Source organism: Veillonella parvula, assembly GCF_048309325.1.
Classification (GTDB): domain Bacteria; phylum Bacillota; class Negativicutes; order Veillonellales; family Veillonellaceae; genus Veillonella; species Veillonella parvula_T.
The window spans coordinates 95,057-115,780 of record NZ_DBFBTX010000002.1; the positions used below are offsets into that span (position 1 = coordinate 95,057).

The 20,724-nt window shown below is 39.1% G+C and carries 19 protein-coding genes; 16 read left to right on the forward strand and 3 right to left on the reverse strand.

Annotation, left to right across the window (positions count from 1 at the left end):
- Window positions 1-10: 10 nt before the first annotated feature.
- The 6 genes from yidD (at window position 11) to rsmG (ending at window position 6,238) form a co-directional block, all read left to right on the forward strand.
- A complete protein-coding gene (yidD, locus tag ACMKPP_RS00855) occupies window positions 11-232 on the forward strand; it encodes a membrane protein insertion efficiency factor YidD (protein ID WP_012865047.1) in 222 nt (73 codons plus the stop codon).
- Window positions 233-400: 168 nt separating this feature from the next.
- Window positions 401-1,066 carry a YidC/Oxa1 family membrane protein insertase gene (locus tag ACMKPP_RS00860; protein ID WP_004692948.1) on the forward strand — a complete coding sequence of 222 codons (666 nt, stop codon included), beginning with the start codon at window positions 401-403 and terminating at the stop codon, window positions 1,064-1,066.
- Between the two features lie 9 nt (window positions 1,067-1,075).
- Window positions 1,076-1,873: an RNA-binding cell elongation regulator Jag/EloR gene (gene jag / locus ACMKPP_RS00865; protein WP_128114421.1), complete on the forward strand. Its 798-nt coding sequence runs from the start codon at window positions 1,076-1,078 to the stop codon at window positions 1,871-1,873.
- Window positions 1,874-2,054: 181 nt separating this feature from the next.
- Window positions 2,055-3,440 carry a tRNA uridine-5-carboxymethylaminomethyl(34) synthesis GTPase MnmE gene (gene mnmE, locus ACMKPP_RS00870; RefSeq protein ID WP_128114422.1) on the forward strand — a complete coding sequence of 462 codons (1,386 nt, stop codon included), beginning with the start codon at window positions 2,055-2,057 and terminating at the stop codon, window positions 3,438-3,440.
- A gap of 50 nt (window positions 3,441-3,490) precedes the next feature.
- A complete protein-coding gene (mnmG, locus tag ACMKPP_RS00875; RefSeq protein WP_187002411.1) occupies window positions 3,491-5,362 on the forward strand; it encodes a tRNA uridine-5-carboxymethylaminomethyl(34) synthesis enzyme MnmG in 1,872 nt (623 codons plus the stop codon).
- Window positions 5,363-5,485: 123 nt separating this feature from the next.
- A complete protein-coding gene (gene rsmG / locus ACMKPP_RS00880) occupies window positions 5,486-6,238 on the forward strand; it encodes a 16S rRNA (guanine(527)-N(7))-methyltransferase RsmG (RefSeq protein ID WP_128114423.1) in 753 nt (250 codons plus the stop codon).
- Window positions 6,239-6,655: 417 nt separating this feature from the next.
- Here the strand turns inward: rsmG and ACMKPP_RS00885 are convergent, their stop codons facing one another.
- Genes ACMKPP_RS00885 through ACMKPP_RS00895 form a run of 3 tightly spaced genes read right to left on the reverse strand, consistent with a single transcriptional unit; the run spans window position 6,656 to window position 10,785 of the window.
- Window positions 6,656-7,513 carry a methylenetetrahydrofolate reductase gene (locus ACMKPP_RS00885; protein WP_128114424.1) on the reverse strand — a complete coding sequence of 286 codons (858 nt, stop codon included), beginning with the start codon at window positions 7,511-7,513 and terminating at the stop codon, window positions 6,656-6,658.
- Between the two features lie 21 nt (window positions 7,514-7,534).
- Window positions 7,535-9,970, reverse strand: coding sequence for a homocysteine S-methyltransferase family protein (locus ACMKPP_RS00890; protein ID WP_008601894.1), 2,436 nt, complete (start codon window positions 9,968-9,970; stop codon window positions 7,535-7,537).
- A 47-nt stretch (window positions 9,971-10,017) separates the two neighbouring features.
- A complete protein-coding gene (locus ACMKPP_RS00895; protein ID WP_039965172.1) occupies window positions 10,018-10,785 on the reverse strand; it encodes a methionine synthase in 768 nt (255 codons plus the stop codon).
- A gap of 921 nt (window positions 10,786-11,706) precedes the next feature.
- Between ACMKPP_RS00895 and ACMKPP_RS00900 the strand changes: the two genes are divergently transcribed.
- The 10 genes from ACMKPP_RS00900 (at window position 11,707) to ACMKPP_RS00945 (ending at window position 20,711) form a co-directional block, all read left to right on the forward strand.
- Window positions 11,707-12,477, forward strand: a complete 771-nt coding sequence (locus ACMKPP_RS00900; RefSeq protein WP_004698040.1) for a ParA family protein — start codon at window positions 11,707-11,709, stop codon at window positions 12,475-12,477.
- A gap of 179 nt (window positions 12,478-12,656) precedes the next feature.
- Window positions 12,657-13,586: a ParB/RepB/Spo0J family partition protein gene (locus ACMKPP_RS00905; RefSeq protein WP_008601901.1), complete on the forward strand. Its 930-nt coding sequence runs from the start codon at window positions 12,657-12,659 to the stop codon at window positions 13,584-13,586.
- Between the two features lie 287 nt (window positions 13,587-13,873).
- Window positions 13,874-15,139: a [FeFe] hydrogenase H-cluster maturation GTPase HydF gene (hydF, locus tag ACMKPP_RS00910; RefSeq protein WP_008601902.1), complete on the forward strand. Its 1,266-nt coding sequence runs from the start codon at window positions 13,874-13,876 to the stop codon at window positions 15,137-15,139.
- A 207-nt stretch (window positions 15,140-15,346) separates the two neighbouring features.
- Window positions 15,347-15,868: a DUF4446 family protein gene (locus ACMKPP_RS00915; RefSeq protein WP_004694397.1), complete on the forward strand. Its 522-nt coding sequence runs from the start codon at window positions 15,347-15,349 to the stop codon at window positions 15,866-15,868.
- 9 nt (window positions 15,869-15,877) lie between these two features.
- Window positions 15,878-16,834 carry a M23 family metallopeptidase gene (locus ACMKPP_RS00920; RefSeq protein WP_008601903.1) on the forward strand — a complete coding sequence of 319 codons (957 nt, stop codon included), beginning with the start codon at window positions 15,878-15,880 and terminating at the stop codon, window positions 16,832-16,834.
- 129 nt (window positions 16,835-16,963) lie between these two features.
- Window positions 16,964-17,542 (forward strand): cob(I)yrinic acid a,c-diamide adenosyltransferase, encoded by a 579-nt coding sequence (locus tag ACMKPP_RS00925; protein ID WP_004694402.1) that lies wholly within the window; start codon window positions 16,964-16,966, stop codon window positions 17,540-17,542.
- Window positions 17,543-17,571: 29 nt separating this feature from the next.
- Window positions 17,572-18,711, forward strand: coding sequence for a hypothetical protein (locus ACMKPP_RS00930; RefSeq protein ID WP_077708642.1), 1,140 nt, complete (start codon window positions 17,572-17,574; stop codon window positions 18,709-18,711).
- A 77-nt stretch (window positions 18,712-18,788) separates the two neighbouring features.
- A complete protein-coding gene (locus tag ACMKPP_RS00935) occupies window positions 18,789-19,166 on the forward strand; it encodes a GerW family sporulation protein (RefSeq protein WP_418369160.1) in 378 nt (125 codons plus the stop codon).
- Between the two features lie 280 nt (window positions 19,167-19,446).
- Window positions 19,447-19,905: an OmpH family outer membrane protein gene (locus tag ACMKPP_RS00940; RefSeq protein WP_004698051.1), complete on the forward strand. Its 459-nt coding sequence runs from the start codon at window positions 19,447-19,449 to the stop codon at window positions 19,903-19,905.
- Between the two features lie 284 nt (window positions 19,906-20,189).
- Entirely contained in the window at window positions 20,190-20,711 is a 522-nt protein-coding gene (locus tag ACMKPP_RS00945) for a nitroreductase family protein (protein ID WP_418369161.1), read from the forward strand.
- Window positions 20,712-20,724: the final 13 nt, after the last annotated feature.

Below are 20,724 nucleotides of genomic sequence, written 5' to 3' on the forward strand. Positions count from 1 at the left end.
GGAGGTTTCCATGAAACGCTGTATAACCATGCTTTTACGACTTTTAATTAGGTTTTATCAGCTCGCCATATCTCCCTTAAAACCTGGATGTTGCCGTTATTATCCGACATGTTCCACATATACTCTGCAGGCCATCGAAAAATATGGTCCTTTGAAAGGTAGCTGGATGGGTTTAAAACGCATTCTTCGTTGTCATCCTTTCCACAAGGGTGGCTACGATCCAGTTCCCTAACCCACGTGGGATTAGGCTGGATGTGTTCTGTGAAAGTAACTTTCACCATCACCATCAAGCACAGTTTTGGAAATACCTGAGCATCTGTATGGATGAAATTTAGACCATACCATAACGATATATAGATGCGCAAAGGACGATTTCGGACTGTATGAAAAAGGAGAAACAATGGACTTTTTAAGTGGTATTTTCCAACCTATCGTTGATTTAATGAGCACATTGGTAACCTATGCGTTCCAATTGACTCAAATGATAGGTTATCCAAGCTACGGTGTGGCTATTATCCTTTTAACAATCGTTATTAAAGCGATTTTGGCACCACTTACTGTTAAGCAAATCAAATCCATGAAGGCTATGCAAGAATTGCAGCCTCGCATGAAACAATTGCAAGATAAATACAAAAACGATCCTGCAAAACTGCAAGCGGAAATGGGTGCATTGTACAAAGAAATGGGCGTTAACCCATTGGCTGGTTGCTTGCCATTGTTGGTACAAATGCCATTCTTGATCGCGATTTACTGGGCTTTGAAAGATTACCCATACGATCCAAACTTTGTACAATTCTTGTGGTTGCCTAGCCTTGGCGATCCAGATCCAATGTATATCTTACCTATTTTGAGTGCATTATCCACATGGGTTATGTCTCGTCAAACTAGTAATGGTGCAACTGGTGCTGCTGCACAACAACAAAAGATTATGACAATCTTTATGCCTTTATTCATTGGTTACATTTCTTTGAGCTTCCCATCTGGTCTCGTTATCTACTGGGTAGTTTCTAACGTATTCCAATTGATTCAACAGCATTTCATTTACAAAAATTTGAACGCTAAGTAGGAGGCAATTATGGAATTTATCGATGTATCTGCTAAAACCATTGAAGATGCCATTGCTAAAGGTGTAGCTCAATTAGCTGCTGAAGGCCAAGAATTGGTAGAAACTAAAGTCTTAGAACAACCTTCTAGTGGATTTTTAGGCATTGGTCGTAAACCAGCAGTTGTTCGCTTATTCTTCACCGCTTTGGCTAAATCTGCTACTGCAGAAGAAGCAGCTAATGTTAAAGAACAATCTGTAGCTATTGCTTCCGAACCAGTGGCAATAAGCGAAACAGAAGTACAAGATACGACAGCTGAAACTTCTGAAAGTACTGTAGAAGAAAAACCTTCTAAAAAGGAACTTTCAAAAGAGGATCAACAAGAAATTGCTGAAAAAGGTAAACAATTCCTCGATGATATGTTTACACAAATGGGTCTCACTGTCGTTATCGAAAAAATGATGACAAAAGATAAAATTACATTCCAAGTACACGGCGAAGAGCTAGGTATTTTGATTGGTAAACATGGTCAAACATTAGATGCTATTCAATACTTAACAAATCTCGTGGCTCACAAGGATGTATCTGGCCATTGCCATATCATGGTAGATGTGGAAAATTATCGTTCTCGCCGAGAAGAAACATTGGTGAATCTCGCGAAACGCTTGGCTTCTAAGGTGAAACGCAATCGTCAAAAGGTTTCTTTAGAACCGATGAATGCTTTTGAACGTAAAATCATTCATACCGCCCTTCAAGGGGATAAAAACGTTGTTACCAACAGTGAAGGGGATGAACCATTCCGTCACGTTGTGATTTCGTACAAAAAATAAAATATAATGGTGCAGCTTTCAGGTAACTGGTATTCTCCGTTACTTGAGGGCTGTTCCCTTTATTATTTAGGTTATGGTGAAAGCTAACCTAAGTTAATCTTCGCGCGGGTAAGATTGGTTTAGTTTAACTTTCACAGGCGAAGAACATATAAAAGATAATAATCGAAATACGGAGATATGTATGTATATAGATGATACAATAGCAGCCATTGCGACACCGCCCGGCATCGGTGGGGTTGGTATTATTCGTGTTAGCGGCAAGGATAGTTTTCCTATTGTAAATAGCCTGTTCAAGAGCATTGGCACCGTTCCTTTGATGGATCGCCAAAATAGAACGATTCAATACGGGACCATTGTGGATCCAGCGACGAACAAGACCATCGACGAGGTTCTTGTGTTATTAATGAAAGGCCCTCATTCTTATACGGCGGAAGATGTGGTAGAAATTCAGTGTCACGGCGGTATTGTGCCGGTTCGACAAATTCTAAAATTGCTTGTAAATCACGATGTGCGCATGGCTGATGCCGGTGAATTTACGAAGCGTGCCTTTATGAACGGACGTATCGACCTCACGCAAGCGGAGGCGATTATTGATATTATTGAAGCAAAAACGGAGGACTCCCTCTCCCTCGCTGTGGCTCAGCTAGATGGGACTGTTTCTTCATTTGTAAAAGATGTGCGTGAACAGCTCATTGCTATGATTGCTCATTTAGAGGTAACCATCGACTATCCTGAGGAGGATATAGAAGACGTAACGAGCCAAGAGGTTCGCGAACAGTTGCAGCCTATTTTGAAAGCTATGGATGAACTCTTGTCCACAGCTAATATAGGCCGTCTAATTCGCGACGGTATTACGACGGTTATCGTAGGTCGTCCAAATGCAGGTAAATCGAGCCTTATGAATGCTCTCTTGCGCGAAAACCGCGCTATCGTAACGGATATTCCGGGGACGACACGTGACAGTATTGAAGAATATATGACCGTAGAAGGTATTTCTTTACGCCTTATTGATACAGCAGGTATTCGCGACACACAAGATACGGTGGAAGCCCTCGGTGTTGAGCGTGCTCGCGATTATATCAACAAAGCAGACATCGTGCTCTGCGTTATTGACGGATCTACTCCTTTAACCCCTGAAGAAATCGGAATTTTGACCTCTGTGAGCGGTTTGAATACTATCGTACTCCTTAATAAGTCCGATGTGGCACAAGTCGTTACAGATGAAAATATTAAAGAACACGGAACCTTCACGGCTATCGAACGAATCAGTGCTAAAGAAGGCGAAGGCTCTGCGGTTCTTGCCAAATGGGTGCAAGAACTCGTCTACGGCGGTCGCGTAAAACAAGACAATAGCGCCATGATCAGTAATGTGCGCCACATCAGCCTCATGGAACAAGCGAAGGCTCAAGTAGAACAAGCCCTCTCCTCTATCGACATGGGCATGCCTGTAGACTTTGTAGCCACCGACCTGCGTAGCGCTTGGGAACTACTAGGCGACATCACAGGCGATACCATCCGAGAAAGCATGATAGATGAATTGTTTAGTCGTTTTTGCCTTGGTAAGTGATTTAAACTTTTACAATAAGATAAGTAACAAATATAAGGAATTTAATTGATATGTACACAGTAGATAATTATGATGTCATCGTCATCGGTGGTGGTCATGCTGGTTGTGAGGCGGCCCTCGCCGCTGCCCGCATGGGTCATCGCACGTTGATGGCGACCATCAGTTTAGATAATATTGCGCTTATGCCGTGCAACCCTGCCGTGGGTGGCCCTGGTAAAAGCCATCTTGTTTACGAAGTTGACGCATTAGGCGGTCAAATGGGTATCAATGCGGATGCTACAGCTATCCAAATGCGTATGCTCAATATGGGCAAAGGACCTGCCGTTCATTCTTTGCGCTGTCAATCCGACAAGATTAAATACCAACATTTGATGAAACGAACATTGGAGAATACAGATAATCTCAATGTTAAGCAAATCATGGTGACAGAACTTAAGGTTGAGGATGACAAGGTAACAGGTATCGTTACAGAGCTTGGTGAATTCTATGGCGCTAAGGCTATTATTCTTTGTACAGGTACCTATTTGAAAGGTAAAATCCTCATCGGTGATATCGATTATGTGGGCGGTCCAAATGGTCAACGCGTAGCAGAACATTTCTCTCAATCCTTACTCGATAATGGTATTGAATTGATGCGCTTTAAAACGGGTACACCAGCACGTGTAGATAAACGTACTTTAAACCTCGAAAATATGGTAGTTCAAGAAGGCGATGCACATCATCACGCATTTTCCTTCATGGATGAATGGATTAATCGTAATGAAGATGTATGTTGGTTGACCTATACTAATAAAGAAACGCACGAAATCATTCATAGCAATATTCACCGGGCTCCTATGTATAGTGGCAAAATCGAAGGCGTAGGCCCTCGTTACTGTCCTTCCATCGAAGATAAAGTAGTGCGCTTTGCCGATAAAGAACGCCATCAATTATTCGTAGAACCAGAAGGCACGGGTACAAATGAAATGTATGTACAAGGTATGAGTACGTCTCTTCCAATGGATGTACAATATGCTTTCTTGCGTACCATCCCAGGTCTTGAGAATGTTGAAATTATGCGTCCTGCCTATGCTATCGAATACGATTGCTTGAATCCAATGCAATTGACACCAGCACTTCAAGTGAAACATATTGAAGGTCTCTACTCTGCAGGTCAAGCCAACGGTACATCTGGCTATGAAGAAGCGGCTGCTCAAGGCCTTATGGCTGGTATCAACGCAGCATTGTGGATTCAAGGAAAGGAACCGTTCATCCTTGCTCGCTCCGAAGCGTACATCGGTGTTCTTATCGATGATCTTGTAACAAAAGGTACAAATGAACCGTACCGCATGATGACAAGCCGCAGTGAATACCGTCTATTGCTTCGTCAAGATAATGCAGACCTGCGTCTTACAGAAAAAGGCCGTGAAATCGGTCTTGTAAAAGACGATCGTTGGGCCAAATTTACAGCCAAGAAAGCTGCTATCGAAGAAGCAATGGATATGTTACGAAATACACCTGTCAATCCGTCTAAAGAAACACAAGCTTTGCTTGAAAGTTTAGGTACAGCACCTATTAGAACAGGTATTCACGCTTATGATTTAGTAAAACGTAATGAACTCTCTTACGCCATTGTAGCTGATGCATTTGGTTTGAAACGCTATACACCTGATGTAGAAGAGGCTGTCGATATTTCCATTACCTACGAAGGGTACATTAAAAAGCAAATGGACCAAGTCGATAAAGTTCGCAAACTAGAAGAAAAAATTCTTCCAAAAGAATGGGACTACACACAAATCAAGGGCATTTCTCTTGAAGCTCAACAAAAGCTCAACAAGATTCGTCCTCACTCCATCGGCCAAGCAAGCCGTATCTCTGGCGTCTCCCCTGCGGACGTATCTGTTCTGTTGATCCAACTCGAACAATACAACAGAAGTAAATAAAATAGCATGTAATAACATGCATTTTATATGAACTTTTTAGAAGATATTTCTTACAGATTTTAAAAGATATTTCCTACAGATCTTATTATCCTATACATATTAGACAATTCATTAGGTGTACTTATGAAAGAAAAATACGATGTGCCTATAGCACCTCAGTCTGAATTTGTTTCGTACATGATGGAGCAAATGAGCCATTTTGGCTTGCCTTGTACGGAAGAGCAAGCAAAAGACTTTTACATGTATTATGCGCATATGATTGAAACAAATAAATATCTCAATTTAACGGGTATTACGGATATGAAAGAGGTCGTGGTTAAGCACATGATTGACTCCCTCTCCTGTTATGATTCTGAAATTATCAAATCTGGCATGACGATTATCGATGTTGGTACCGGTGCAGGTTTTCCTGGTATTCCATTGGCTATCTATGACCGTAGCCTCAAGGTTACCCTGTTTGATTCTTTGAAAAAGCGGCTTACCTTTTTGGAATCGATTATAGATAAACTAAAACTGACGAACTGTACTACCTTACACGGACGTGCGGAGGATTTGAGTCATCAAGATTACCGTGAAAGCTTTGATATTGCTACGAGCCGTGCCGTGGCACGCTTGCCGATTCTTTTAGAATGGACTGTACCATACGTAAAAGAAGGTGGCTACGTTGTTGCTTTAAAAGGAGCTATCTACGAAGAAGAAGTGAAAGAATCTAATAAAGCCCTTAGCACACTAAAAGCTACTATCGAAGAAGTAAGAACCGTTACTTTGCCAACCTTAGACGATAAACGTGCAATCTTATATATAAAGAAAACGGGAAAAACACCGAAACAATACCCACGTAAACCAAAAGAAATCAAAGACAAACCGTTAGTATAGCAGCTAATGATTTAGGCGTAGAAACTAATATAAATAAACTCTATGCTATATTGCTACATAAAGAAAAAGAGGATGCAAATCTTAGATCTGCATCCTCTTTTTTTTCTTAGTAACGAATTAGTTCGCATTCCCTCCCCTACCCTATATCTATTAAATGATATCGTTTACAACAAAATTATATATTTTGTTCACTATATGAGGCGGAGATAAAGATACATATAACACCTTTCCCTAAGGACGACTTAGCTCGCTATTTTCTTTTTCCCTTACTACCTATTAAATGATATCGTTTACAACAAAAGTTAAACGATTATATATTTTTGTACATAATTATATTAAATAAAACAGGAATACTTTTTTCGAGCCGACTTAGCTTGCTTTGGAGGCGAAAAGAAAGTATTCCTGTTTGCATACGTATTATACGTGGTCAATAATATATAATGTTGTATCGATATCATTTAAAGGCATAATATGTACGCCTGCTGCCATTTTCTTGATTTGTTCAAGTGTTTCGATTGCGATTTCTGTACCCGCTTCTTTACCACCTTTTTCCATGCGGTCCAAGATTTCTTGAGTAAGATTGATTCCAGGCACTTTTTCATGGAGGTATGTAGCCATTTTAAAGCTTTTAAGTGGAATCAAACCTAGCATGATAGGTACATCGAATTCAGACATCTTGTCAATGTAGTGTTTTGCCTGTTCTAAATCGTAAATTGGTTGTGTTTGTACAAAGTGAGCGCCATTTTGAATTTTAGCAGCTAATTTTTGGCGTTCAATCTCTAAATCTGGAGCACCAGGATTACCAGTGGCACCGATGTAGAAGTTTGTAGGTGCGTCTAGGTCATTACCTGCAAGGTCTTTGCCTGCATTTAATGTCTTAGCGATGTTGAGTAGTCCCATACAGTCGACTTCAAATACGGATTGTGCAAATGGATGGTCCCCATTATCTGGTTTATCACCAGTGAGAGTTAAAATATTATGCACGCCCAACGCTGCTGCACCGAGTAATTCAGATTGCAATCCGATAATATTACGGTCGCGGCATGTAAGGTGGAAAATAGTTTCAATTTCTTTGTTATGTTGTAACAAATAAGAAAGAGAAATTGGGCTCATGCGCATTTTGGACATAGGGCTATCAGCGATGTTGATAGCATCCACCTTCCCTTTCAAACGGGCTGCTTGTTCGAAGGTCTTTTCTGCAGAACTGCTTTTAGGAGGATCCAATTCAACAGTAATGGTGAACTGCCCTTGTTGATGTTTTTCTCTTAATGTCATCATGTACCTCGTTACTATACATTATTTTTCTAGTGTTTCAAAGAAATCGTTAGCATGGTTAACAGCAGCGATACCGTCCTTAGCGTAGATATCTGCACCTGCTTGGTCTGCGTAGTCTTGAGATACTACGGCGCCACCAACCATGACCTTAGTTTTAAGGCCTGCTGCACGGATAGCAGCGATAGTATTGTCGATTTGTGGCATGGTAGTCGTCATCAAGGAACAGATGCCAACGAGGGCAGCTTTGTTATCTTTAATGGCTTGTACGATAACTTCTGGGTCAACGTCCTTACCAAGGTCGACGATTTTGTAACCATTGTTTTCGAGCAATGCTGCTACGATATTTTTACCTAAATCGTGAATGTCGCCTTTAACTGTAGCTACGACAACGGTGCCTTTATCTAAGCTTTCACTAGCAGGAATAATTTCTTTAATGGTGTTGAAAGCAGCCTGCATTGTTTCAGCAGCAAGCATTACTTGTGGTAAGAATAACTTACCAGAACCAAACTTATCCCCCACTACGTTCATCGCTTCAGATAAGCCTTTTTTCGTAAGATCTAATGGATCGATACCATCTGCTAAGGCTTTTTTTACAAGATCAATGATAGCTTCTTTTTCGCCTTGTTCTACACATGCGCGAATATTGGCTAAAGGATCATTACTATCGAAGGATTTTTTATCTGGCCCTTTAGGAGCAGTGTTACCAGGAGCGGTAGTTTCGTCTTCATAGCCGTATTCTTTAATAAATTCAGCAGAACCTGGGTCCCAGCCTAGTAAGGTAGTACTAGATACAAATGCTTTTTTGGCTGGATAATTGAGTGGATTCATAATCGGTGTTGTTAAGCCACATGCGAGGGCCATTGTTAAGAATTGGCCGTTCAAATATGGACGCTGAGGCATACCGAAGGAGATATTGGACAAGCCCATTACTGTTGGGAAGCCAAATTTTTCTTTATATAACTGTAGCGTACGCAATGTTTGGCGTGCACTATCTTCACCACTGGCAAGTGTTAATACTAATGGATCGAGTAATAAATCATGTGGGTGAAGACCATAACCGTAAGCGCGATTTACGATGCTTTCAGCTAAAGCAACGCGGTCCTCTGCTTTTTCAGGTAAGTCACCACTACAGATTGGCAAGCAAAGCAATGCTGCACCATACCGTTTAGCCAAAGGCATTACGTGAGTAATAGACTCCTCCTCCCCATTTACAGAGTTAATGAGGGCACGGCCTGGATAGTTTTTAAGAGCTATTTCCATAGCTGCTGGGTCTAATGTATCAATGGATAAAGGTGTTTCCACGAGCATGGATAACTCGAAAATGGCACGTTCCATTAAGGGCGATTGATCCATGCCAGCTACGCCCATGTTTACATCGAGGATATCTGCGCCAGCTTCTACTTGATCCAACGCATCACGTTTAACACGGATGAAAGAGCCATCGCGTAATTCTTGAGCAAGGACTTTACGGCCAGTTGGGTTAATACGTTCGCCAATGATAAGTGGTTTTGTATGATGGCCCAACTCTAAAAGTTTAGTACGGCTTGTAATAATTGTTTTAGGTGCAATGTGGGCACGTTCTTTTGGGGTGTGCGCTTTCACAGCATTGGAAATAGATTGAATATGAGCTGGTGTTGTACCACAGCAGCCACCAACATAACTAGCCCCTGCATCAACGATAGCAAGCATTAATGGACCCATTTCTTCTGCTGTGAGTGGGAATACAGTTTGTTTATTAATTAGTTGAGGCATACCAGCATTTGGCTGACAGCTTATTGGTAAATTTGTAACGCTTGCAATCTCTTCGATAAGTGGTGTGATTTGCTCAGGTCCAAGGGAACAGTTGATACCAATGATATCTGCACCCATAGCTTCTACGATAGTAGTTGCTACTGCTGGTGGTGTACCTGTAATAGTACGACCGTCTTCACTAAAAGAAAATTGACAGATGATTTGTACATCATCTTTTGTCTTCCCTGCTGCTTCACGAGCATCTAAAGAGGCTAATAAAGCGGCACGCATTTCTTGTACGTCGATGATAGTTTCAATGATAATAAAATCAACGCCACCTTCGATTAATGCTTCGGCTTGTTCACGATATGTATCATAGATAGAGTCAAAGCTCATATTGCCTAATGGTTGTAAAAAACGGCCTGTAGGACCCATAGAACCTGCTACACGAGCAGTTGGTTTATTCTCTGCAATGGCTTCTTTTGCTACCTTCACAGCTGCAATATTGATTTCTCTTACGCGATCCTGTAAATCATAATCTTCTAATTTAAGACCACAAGCACCGAATGTATTGGTAGTGATTACATCACTGCCATGAAGTAAATATTGTGCATGAATATCCTTTACTACTTCTGGTCTTTCAATATTAAATAGCTCTGGACAATAGCCCTCTTCTAAGCCTGCCGCTTGAAGCATTGTGCCCATAGCACCGTCAAATATATACATAAACATCTTCCTTTAACATCCTAAATTACAATGTTTCACGTGAAACACTATTGTATTGGTTGCCCCTTCATGGCAATACCAGAAATGTCGGCAGTAGTTTTACTACCTGCCTCTTCTCCCCCATCTTGGGTGTTGACTGTTGCTTTCTCTGGTAATTTTCGAGATGCACAGTTTTGTTGTGAACAAGATGTACAGCCTCGTTTAGTTTTAATATCTTCGTTTGCTGGCATTAAACCGATGATAGCCGTTACAGACTTACGTGGGAATAATAAATAGTTCTCTGTTACTTGTAAGCCAATCATCTCTGTTTTGATGATTTTAGCTAATTGTGGTTGGATTTCTAGTGGCCAGTTGCCATAACCAGGGCTAAAACGCCAAGTTGGCTTATAGCCTTGTTTTTTAGCAATTGTATTGATTACTTCGTTTACCTGATCAGCTACCTGTTCTACAGCAGTTGTGGCTGCTGCATCAAGTAATAAGCCTACCGTATAGTTACCTTGTTTAAATAATTGCTCACTACGAATTTCTACATCTTCTCCAACTGTTACACCTAATACGTATACTTTAGTAGATTTTTCTAGATGTTTTTCAATGATAGACCCTTCAATTTTAAGCGGTGGATTGCTTAAAATTGTTTTTGTTTCTGCATCGTAATCATATTCTTGATATACACCCCTAGGTGTAGCCAATAATTGGATTTCCTTACATGCTTCGTCAACATAGTTTTGTGGGAAATCTTCAGCGTGACGAAGTCCTGCGTATCGTTTTACTTCTGCTTTATCGATGGCAGGAAGCATTCCGTTATAGATGGGCATAGAAACGCCTCCTCTTCAAAATAAAAAGCTCTGCGTGTCCGTAGAGCGTGTGCTTACTGTTATTAATTGTATATATAAATCTTATAAAGTGATTTTTCTAGACTCTTAAGATTATCAATCTAATTACTATCTAACTAATAGTATATAGATATGAATAATACCTGTCAAAGTATATGGGGCCTGTATTCTCATATAATTTAGTAGTATATAGATATAGTTTAAAGTTATATCAAAATGATTTTTGTTCATAAAAGTTATTGGTGATGAAGGTTTTATATGTTTAATGTTAACCATAATGTTTCACGTGAAACAATTTATTAAATATAATCTAATAATTTGTTATGAGTATATAAGTATATTAATATTAGTTCATTACATTTCGTATATTATTGTTATATATAATGTTACCGATCAAAAGTTGATTACTTTATACCTTTTGCTAATGGTGTTGTTCTATAAATAAAAAAGATGATATAAAATAATTTTGTGTATATTTGTCTATAGGTATAGATTTATATTAATATGATAATTTTTTACTGTAAAATTTTTTATTAATTTTACAACTTAATTTTTGCGTTAGATTTAAATCCTTAAATGTTTCACGTGAAACATTTAATCGTAAAACTTATAAAACATTTGATGTAATTTTTCTTATTTTGTGTTGTACTATATAGTAAAGGAATAAATTGCTATGTTTCACGTGAAACAATAAAAAATAAGTGTTGTAATTATATTAATGAAGTTATTTACCTATAAGTTTATGTGCGTAATATAAATGTAAGTGGGAAAAATGTAGTAGATAAATAAAATAATATAGTAGATAAAAATTAATGAGAATTTGATTTATAAATACCGTAATTAGCATTGTTTTATGTTATAATGGAAAAGAAATATTTTGAACGAAGATGTGAGGTGAATTAAGTGGGCAAAGTTATAGCTATTACTAATCAAAAAGGCGGTGTTGGTAAAACTACAACATCAGTAAATTTGAGTGCTTGTTTAGCTGATGCAGGTAAAAAAGTATTACTGGTTGATTTGGATCCACAAGGTAATGCTAGTTCTGGGTTAGGTATTGAAAAGGATGATTTAGAGCTCTGTGTGCATGATGTTCTAATTGATGGAGAACCAATTGCTGATATTGTACAACCTACAATGCTTGAAAACCTATTTGTGGCGCCTGCAACAATTCAACTAGCTGGTGCTGAAGTAGAACTAGTTTCCGTTGTTTCACGTGAAACAATGTTGAAAAAAGCATTAGCGTCAGTAAGAGATACATATGATTTTATCGTTATTGACTGTCCACCATCTCTCGGGTTATTAACATTAAATGCCTTCACTGCTGCTGATAGTGTATTGATTCCGATTCAAAGTGAATTTTACGCATTGGAAGGGGTTAGTCAATTAGTTAAAACGATAACAATTGTACAACAAACATCAAATAAGGATCTTGAAATTGAAGGCGTGCTATTGACTATGTTTGATGGCCGCACAAATTTATCGATTCAAGTAGCCGATGAAGTAAAAAAATTCTTTGGCAATAAAGTATATAAAACAATTATTCCTCGTAATGTACGTTTAAGTGAGGCACCTAGTTATGGGGAGCCAATCATTGTATATGATCCAAAATCCAAAGGTGCTGATGTATATACGAAATTAGCTAAAGAGGTAATTAAAGCATCTAAAACTAAATAAGCACTAGAGATAAATAAGTATTAAAGCTCAATAAACACAAAAGCGAAGTAAGTACCTAAAGGTAATAAGTATCTGTTATATGTATGTATCTAATGCTAAGAATATTAGTTTTTGGTGGTTTGCGTGATTTACATATTTTAAATTTGTAAATATTTGTAAGGCCGAGAGAGGTTAGTTGTATGCCAAGAGAAATTAAAAGCAAAAAAAGCAAAGCGTCTGGATTGGGGAAGGGCCTTGAGAATTTAATGAAGGTTAACTCTGTAGAGTCTGTATTGCCTGAAAAGGAGATACATGAACTGCCAATTTCTGAGTTAGTTCCAAATGTAGATCAACCGCGTAAAAGTTTTGATGAAGATAGTCTAGCTACATTGGCTGAATCAATCAAGAATCTTGGTATTTTCCAACCGATTGTAGTTCGTAAACAAAAGAATAAATATCAAATTGTAGCTGGTGAGCGCCGTTATCGTGCTGCTATGATTGCTGGATTGAAAACAGTACCAGTTATTGTTAAAAAATATAATACCGAAGAAATGACAGAGGTTGCTCTTGTAGAGAACCTACAACGTGAAGGATTAGATCCCATTGAAGAAGCATTGGCTTATCAAGGATTGATGGATACTTATAAGCAAACGCAAGAAATGATTTCTGCTCGTCTTGGCCGTAGCCGTTCATATATTGCTAATATGGTTCGTCTTTTAAAATTATGTGATTCTGTACAAAAGGATCTTATCGAAGGTGATTTAACGGTTGGTCAAGCTCGTCCATTATTAGCGTTAAGAAGTGCAGCTCAACAAATAGAAGCAGCTGAACGTATTAAAGAGGGTGAGCTAAGTGCTAGACAAGCAGAGGCCCTTGTTAAGTCTATGCAAAATAAATCGTCTAAAGCAAAGACTGGTAAACCTCAAAATACGGCAGAGGTTCGTGCCCTAATGGACCGTTTAAAACTAAGCTTAGGGTCCCCTGTGAATATTAAATTCCGTGCAGGCAAAAAAGTACAAGGAAAAATTGAAATTGCTTTCTCCTCTGAAGCTGAATTAGAAAGACTTATTGCATATATGGATGGGCAAGATCAAACAGAAGATGCGGAAACAATAGAGTTTAGAGTATAATTGGCTAGCAAAAGCAAAAGCAAAAGCAAAAGCAATAGCAATAGCCGTAACACCAACAATAATAGTAACGATAATAATAACAACAATAACAATAATAACAGCTATAGCAATTGCAATAGTCGTAATAGTAATAATAACAATCTGCAGTAAAAGTGTAGTCTACGGGCTGCGCTTTTACTGTATTTTAAGAGATTATAATAAATAATAGGATAAGTTATTAGATAATTTATCAGAAGCTTTATAATATATTTGTAATATATATGAAGGTTAAGTAACAAGGATAGGTTATGGAACAAACACCTAAGGCAAACCGCATACATATTGGCTTTTTTGGCCGTTGTAATGCCGGTAAATCTACATTGATCAATATGTTAACTGATCAGCCTGTATCGTTAGTATCCGATGTGGCAGGGACTACAACAGATCCTGTAAGCAAAGCTATGGAAATTTTACCACTTGGCCCTGTGGTGATTACTGATACTGCTGGTATAGATGATACAACTGAATTAGGTGCATTGCGCATGGAGAAAACAGAAGAGGTCGTGAAAAAGATTAACTTGGCTGTTTATGTGCTTCGCACCGATGAAGAGCCAAACTCAGACGATATGCACTGGTTAGGTCTTTTGAAACAAAATAATGTACCTGTTGCACTTTTTATTAATGAGATTAATGCGGCGCTAAACAATTTAACGGAGTCTAAAGCTAGTGTAGGCAGAGATAAACTGGGAGAGCGTTATATAGCAGATCATACAGGTTTATCTGAATTGGTTACTGTCATTGGCTCTGCTGACTTCACATCTGATGCGAAACGATTAGAGTTGCTTGATCTACTCGGTGGGCTAACACCACTTGATGTAGAAGGGGAGCAAACTCTTTTACAAGGTTTAGTTGAAGAGGGGGATACAATCATTCTTGTATGTCCTATCGACAGTGCCGCACCAAAGGGGCGACTCATCTTGCCACAGGTACAGACTATCCGAGAAATTCTCGATCATAAAGGTTTAGCTTTAGTCTGCCAAACAGAAGAATTACCGGCTATGATTCACTCGCTTAAGAATCCCCCTAAAATGGTAATCTGTGACTCCCAAGCGTTTGATCGGGTTGATGAGTTGACGCCTGATTCGATTCCGTTGACGTCCTTTTCTATTTTGATGGCACGGTTCAAGGGAAAATTACAGGATTTAGTCACTGGTGTTAAGGCTATTAAGAATTTGAAAGCTGGTTCCAAGGTACTTATCAGTGAAGGTTGTACACATCGTCGTCAATGCGATGATATTGGGACTGTAAAAATACCTAATCTTTTAAAGAAGCAAGGTTATACAGATTTACAGTTAGAATTCACTAGTGGGGGAGCATTCCCTAAGGATGTATCACAGTATGATTTGATCATCCACTGTGGTGCTTGTATGCTAACACGCCGTGAGGTGTTACGTCGTATAGAATGCGCTGTTGTACAAGGTACACCCATTGTAAATTACGGTGTACTCATAGCAGCTCTACATGGTATACTAGAACGAGCAATAAGCCCATTTGTTGACGAACTAGAGGGCTAATAAATAGCCTAATAAATAGCATTGTAATATGTATGTAACACATACATTTAGATATACATTACATACTTGTTATATACATTGTTATATAGGTATCGTTTATCTATATTAGATATATTAAATTAAATTGCATGCAGTCATTTAACTTTCACAATAGGAGTGGTATAATTAACTGTTGGAGTTTTGATGATTGTATAGGAAGGAAAATACATGTTCGAATCGATTCAACCGTGGATAGGCATGGTTACCATCGTTCTTGTTATAGTGTTATTCGTATATTGTGTAATCTTACACATCCGTTTAGGTAGCTTGAAAAAGAAATACGATTTCTTTATGCAAGGGGAGCATGGTGCGAGCCTAGAGCGTAAATTATCTGTAGAGGTCAGTGAAATTCGCGATGCTGCGAAGGGCCTTGAGTCCTTGTTATCCGAGCAAGTGGCAATCCGCAATATTCAGAGTAATACGATACAAAAAATTGGCTTTATTAAGTATAATGCCTTTGAAAATATCGGAAATGATTTGTCCTTTGCGCTTACCTTGCTAGATGGCAACAATAATGGTATCTGTATCTCTAGTATTTACGGTCGTAGCGAATCTCGTATTTTTAGTAAACCTATTGTGAAAGGTAAAAGTTTAGTAAGTCTTTCACAAGAAGAATTAGAAAGTTTGAACGAAGCGTTGGGTGAGCGTACCAATGAGGAAGCGTTGACGAGCGCTATCGTCTCGAAATAAGGAAGTTTTATGTTGAAAATACCGGCATTCATTTCAAACAAAGTTGAAAGAAATGGTGACAACTGCATATTGACATTAACTACCAAGCAAGCGAAACTCGTTGCTATTATTGGTTCTGTAGTATTGATCTTGGCATTGGTACTCGGTATTTGGGGCATCGTGCGTCAAGCTGAGGTTGTGCAATTACGTCAACAAACACAATTACAATCGGAACAGTTGAAATTGTTACAACAAAAAACAGAGGTTCTGGATAAGAAAATTCAAAACTTAAATCAAATTAGTGAAGAGAATAAGCAAATGCTGAAGGGCGCTGAATCTGGCACACCAGCTCAAGGTGGCGGGGATGGTAGCGACCCAAAGCAGGAAGCCGCTGATAATAGTGAAGCACAGACGTTAACAGCGGCACAATTATCGGCTCGACTATCCAAAATGGACAAGGAAGCACAAAAATTGCTTGTTAGTTTCTATACAATGCGCAATATCCTTCGCGATGGTGGCGCAAAAGATTTGATGGCATTACAATCCATCAATTTCTCCGCTGGTTCTGGTGGTGCTGTGAATAGTACGACACCTAGTATTTGGCCAAGTAAGGGCGTTATTACATCTCCATTTGGTAGCCGTGTTGACCCTGTTACGGGTGCTATTGGTGCATTCCATGAAGGTATCGATATTGCCGATGACTATGGTTCCCAAATCGTGGCTACTGCGGCAGGGGTGGTAACTTTTGCAGGGTATACAAGCGGTGGTTATGGTAATCTCGTTGAAATCGATCATGGCAATGGCTTTGTTACCCGTTATGGCCATAATAGTGCCGTATTGGTAACGGTAGGGATGAGTGTGAAACAAGGTCAAACCATAGCTTTGATGGGTAGTACTGGTAAAAGTACGGGCGCCCACGTTCACTATGAGGTACGCCTTAACAATACGCCTGTAGACCCTATGATCTTCTTACCAATTAGCAATTAAAAATATAAAAGCTTATATAAGACCTAAAAAGAACTTGTTATGCGTGCATATGCGCTCATAGCAAGTTCTTTTTCTTTCCTTTTGTATATATATATTGTAAAATAAAAGTATATGAACGGAGGTATATCTATGAAGGCCTATGTACAAGTTTATACCGGCGAAGGCAAAGGCAAAACAACTGCCGCAATTGGCCTAGCCATTCGTGCCATCGGCGCTGGCAAGAAAGTCCTCTTCTTACAATTTATGAAATCTAAAGTATATAGTGAACATACTATTTTACCTACCTTAACAAATTTAACGTTAGAAACTGTGGGCAAGCCATTCTTTATCATCAAAGAAGGCATGAAGAGTAAGGATGAACTTGCTAAATGGGGCGATGAAGTCGTTGTCTTTGAGTCTGGTAATCCTCCGAAGGATTATGTGGCTCTTATCGAAAAAGGCTATGAACGTGCACTCGCTGCGATCAGCAGTGGTGAGTACGACCTTGTTGTACTTGATGAGTACAATATGGCTCTCTTCTTTGAACTCATTACATGGGATAAAACTAAAGCTTTACTCGATGCTCGTCATCCAGAAACGGAACTCGTATTTACGGGCCGTGGGGCTCCTCAAGAATTAATTGATGAGGCCGATCTCGTAACGGAGATGAAAGAGATTAAACATTACTACTTACAAGGCGTAATGGCTCGAAAGGGCATTGAAAACTAATCATAGGAACACCTAAGGAGGTGATGTGGTTGAGTACAGTGGCTATTGTGGCCCTCGTTATTGTGGCCATCATTGTAGCACTCATCTTGACTATCCTACTGGCACCAATCACATATAGCATCGAAATTGATGGGCGGACACCATATCGTGGCGAGCTGCGTATCAAATGGCTGTGGCGCGTATTTTCACTCCACTTAGCGTACATTCAAAATAAACCATTTTTTAAGGAATTATACGTTTTAGGTGTACTTAAGATCGGTCCTGTAAAAGACTATGAACAATGGCTTGAAAATCGTGTAGATGAAGAATATCAAAAGGTAATGGATGATGACGGCGACATATCACAAGCAGAAGCTTTTGCAAAGGCTATGCAAGGAGGCGGACAAGGTCCAACTGCAAGCTCTAGCGGCACAAGCTTTGATGACTTGAAGAGCGCCCAAGGCTCCGATACAATCTTTGATGATGACGAATCACCAGGGGCGGGGAGCGCATCTAGGGCAAAGGAGCGCATTGAGCGACCTGATGCGGCTTCTAAGGATATGGATGCACAAGCTCGTGCTGAGCGGTATGATTCGATACAACAAGATCCAACGGCTCATATTCAAGATGATGATGAAGTAATAAGTCATGTTACTTTCAATAGTGACGGCTCTATCAAGGAAAAGGTCTTTACAAAGGTAAATGATATTAAAACGACTGTGAAACAACGTTTTGGAAAGCCTGATTCCAATGATCCGGTAGCATCATTCAAGTCTGAAATTCCTACATTCTGGTTCATGAAACACTTGAGAAATACAGAGTTGTGGCGTCAGATATTCCTTGTGTCGAAACGATGCTATAATCACTCTAAACCACGTGATATGGCTATAGAGGGCCGATTTGGTATTGGTGATCCGTATCGGATGGGGCTTATTGCCTCTATGTTGTATAGCATTTGGCCTGAGCAAGCAGAGTCTATTGAGATAGATTATGTGAACTGGGTAGCTGAAGGTAGCGGTCATATTAAAGGTCGTATGATTCTTGCCGTATTGGCATGGTATGGTACTAGATTCTTGGTATCTAAACCTATGCGTTCCCTATTGGGTGAAAGTGCTCGTGTCTTCTGGGTTAAACGGAAGGAAGCCAAGCAACTAGAAAAGCTAAAAGCCGAACAGGGTCAAACAGCGTAAGGATATATAAAGTCAATTGAGTATATGAGCTGTATTATTATAGCTATAATACTTTCACAAAAAGCGGAGGTACTGTGATGGAGAACAGTAATGTAAAAGAGAATTTGGAAGTCCTATTCGAGAAGTTTAAAAATATGATTAAAGTGGAAACTGTAGTTGGTGAAGCTGTGCAAATCGGCGATACTACACTCGTTCCATTTGTTGATGTAACCTTTGGCTTCGGTACTGGTACAAACCACTGCACAGCCAATAAAAGCCAAGAATCTGGCGGCGGTGGCGGTGGTGCCAAGATGGAACCAAGTGCGATTCTTGTTATTAAAGGTGACCGCATCGAATTGTTCAACATTAAGGGCAACCCTTACAGTAGCAGCTTTGATCGCCTTATCGGTTTGGTGCCTGATCTCATATCCAAATTGAAATCCGATAAATACATCTATTTAAATGATGAACAATAATTCGGTGAATAATAAACCATAATTTGATGACAAATTATAAATAATTGGTGAAAGTCGAAATGCCCACATGTGTGTTCTGAATATGTCTGTATCGATTGCTTTAAGGGTCTCAGAGTATGCTTGTGGGTATTATTTTAAGTTCTCATAACTTTCATAAGTAGTTCATAGGGCTTTATTATGCTATTTATCATAGTCTTGTGAAAGTTAGCAAGATTTGTTATAGTAAAAATAGTACACTATTGGATTGTATAGTGACACTTTTAATCGAGGAGGATTTCAGATGAAATTATCTAAAAAATTGACTACCTTAGCTATCGTTGGTGCTATGTCTGCTACTGCTGCAGTAGCAAGTGCTGCCAACATTGGCTTAGTAAATATGAGCCAAGTAGTAAATAGCTACCCTGGCTACGGTGCATTAGATATGAAGATGCAACAAGTAGACGCTCAATACCGTCCACAAATTGAAAAAAAAGTACAAGAAATTGAAAAAATTAAAGATTCTGCACAAGCAGAAGCAGAATTCAACAAAACTGTAGCTCCATTGCTTCAAAAAGAAAACGAAGAAATCAATAAAATTGCTCAACCTATGATGCAAGCAATTCACAACACTGTTGAAGCTATTCGCGTTGAAAAACAAATGGACGTAGTATTGGATGATCCATACACAATTCGTGCTGCTGACGCTAACAGCAAAATCGAAAACATTACTAACGAAGTAATTAGCCGTCTTAAAAAATAATAAGCACAAAACCCCCTAACTGAGGTATCAGCTAGGGGGTTATTTTTTGTATAGGATACTTACTGTTTAACATATATTCTGTCTTGCCTATATATTGTTTAAACGTTACAGTTTATACAGTCTAGTTTATGCATTCTTGGTAAAAATATGTATACTTGGTAGAAGTGGTACAGGACTTTTTCTGGTATATAGCGAACTATTATACTATGAGGATTATATAAAGGATTATATAGGAATTTTCATTAAAATACATTTTAATAAATCCGATAAAGGAGTGAGATTTAATGAAAGATTTTAAAGCATTAGCCACAGAGCGGTATTCGGTTCGAAAATTCGATACTCGACCAGTGGAGCAAGAAAAGGTAGATATTTTGTTAGAAGTAGCTAGATTAGCACCTACGGCTCATAACTACCAGCTGCAAAGACTGCTTGTATTAAATACTGAAGAGAGCTTAAACAAACTAAAAGGCTGCACAAATGGTCACTTTAATGCACCGTTGGCAATCATTGTTTGTTACGATAATACGGTGAGCTGGAAGCGGGAATACGACGATGAAGATTTAGGCGTTGTAGATGCCAGCATTGTAGGCTCTCACATTATGTTTACCGTAGCCGATATCGGTTTAGGTACAACGTGGATTGCTCACTTTGATCCTGCTAAAGTACGCAAGGCATATAACTTGCCTGATAATATCATTCCTGTAGCCATCTTCCCAATTGGTTACCCTCATTCAGACTGTGTTCCTGCACCAGGTCATACGAAACGCTTTGATGTGGGGGAATTTACAACTTATAACTCCTTTTAAAAGAATACTCTTT

What these genes read in the sequence shown, in the direction of transcription:
- yidD (WP_012865047.1), top strand. Translation starts at nt 11, where the DNA reads ATGAAACGCTGTATAACCATGCTTTTACGACTTTTAATTAGGTTTTAT.
- ACMKPP_RS00860 (WP_004692948.1), top strand. Translation starts at nt 401, where the DNA reads ATGGACTTTTTAAGTGGTATTTTCCAACCTATCGTTGATTTAATGAGC.
- jag (WP_128114421.1), top strand. Translation starts at nt 1,076, where the DNA reads ATGGAATTTATCGATGTATCTGCTAAAACCATTGAAGATGCCATTGCT.
- mnmE (WP_128114422.1), top strand. Translation starts at nt 2,055, where the DNA reads ATGTATATAGATGATACAATAGCAGCCATTGCGACACCGCCCGGCATC.
- mnmG (WP_187002411.1), top strand. Translation starts at nt 3,491, where the DNA reads ATGTACACAGTAGATAATTATGATGTCATCGTCATCGGTGGTGGTCAT.
- rsmG (WP_128114423.1), top strand. Translation starts at nt 5,486, where the DNA reads ATGAAAGAAAAATACGATGTGCCTATAGCACCTCAGTCTGAATTTGTT.
- ACMKPP_RS00885 (WP_128114424.1), bottom strand. Translation starts at nt 7,513, where the DNA reads ATGACATTAAGAGAAAAACATCAACAAGGGCAGTTCACCATTACTGTT.
- ACMKPP_RS00890 (WP_008601894.1), bottom strand. Translation starts at nt 9,970, where the DNA reads ATGTATATATTTGACGGTGCTATGGGCACAATGCTTCAAGCGGCAGGC.
- ACMKPP_RS00895 (WP_039965172.1), bottom strand. Translation starts at nt 10,785, where the DNA reads ATGCCCATCTATAACGGAATGCTTCCTGCCATCGATAAAGCAGAAGTA.
- ACMKPP_RS00905 (WP_008601901.1), top strand. Translation starts at nt 12,657, where the DNA reads ATGCCAAGAGAAATTAAAAGCAAAAAAAGCAAAGCGTCTGGATTGGGG.
- hydF (WP_008601902.1), top strand. Translation starts at nt 13,874, where the DNA reads ATGGAACAAACACCTAAGGCAAACCGCATACATATTGGCTTTTTTGGC.
- ACMKPP_RS00915 (WP_004694397.1), top strand. Translation starts at nt 15,347, where the DNA reads ATGTTCGAATCGATTCAACCGTGGATAGGCATGGTTACCATCGTTCTT.
- ACMKPP_RS00920 (WP_008601903.1), top strand. Translation starts at nt 15,878, where the DNA reads ATGTTGAAAATACCGGCATTCATTTCAAACAAAGTTGAAAGAAATGGT.
- ACMKPP_RS00925 (WP_004694402.1), top strand. Translation starts at nt 16,964, where the DNA reads ATGAAGGCCTATGTACAAGTTTATACCGGCGAAGGCAAAGGCAAAACA.
- ACMKPP_RS00935 (WP_418369160.1), top strand. Translation starts at nt 18,789, where the DNA reads ATGGAGAACAGTAATGTAAAAGAGAATTTGGAAGTCCTATTCGAGAAG.
- ACMKPP_RS00940 (WP_004698051.1), top strand. Translation starts at nt 19,447, where the DNA reads ATGAAATTATCTAAAAAATTGACTACCTTAGCTATCGTTGGTGCTATG.
- ACMKPP_RS00945 (WP_418369161.1), top strand. Translation starts at nt 20,190, where the DNA reads ATGAAAGATTTTAAAGCATTAGCCACAGAGCGGTATTCGGTTCGAAAA.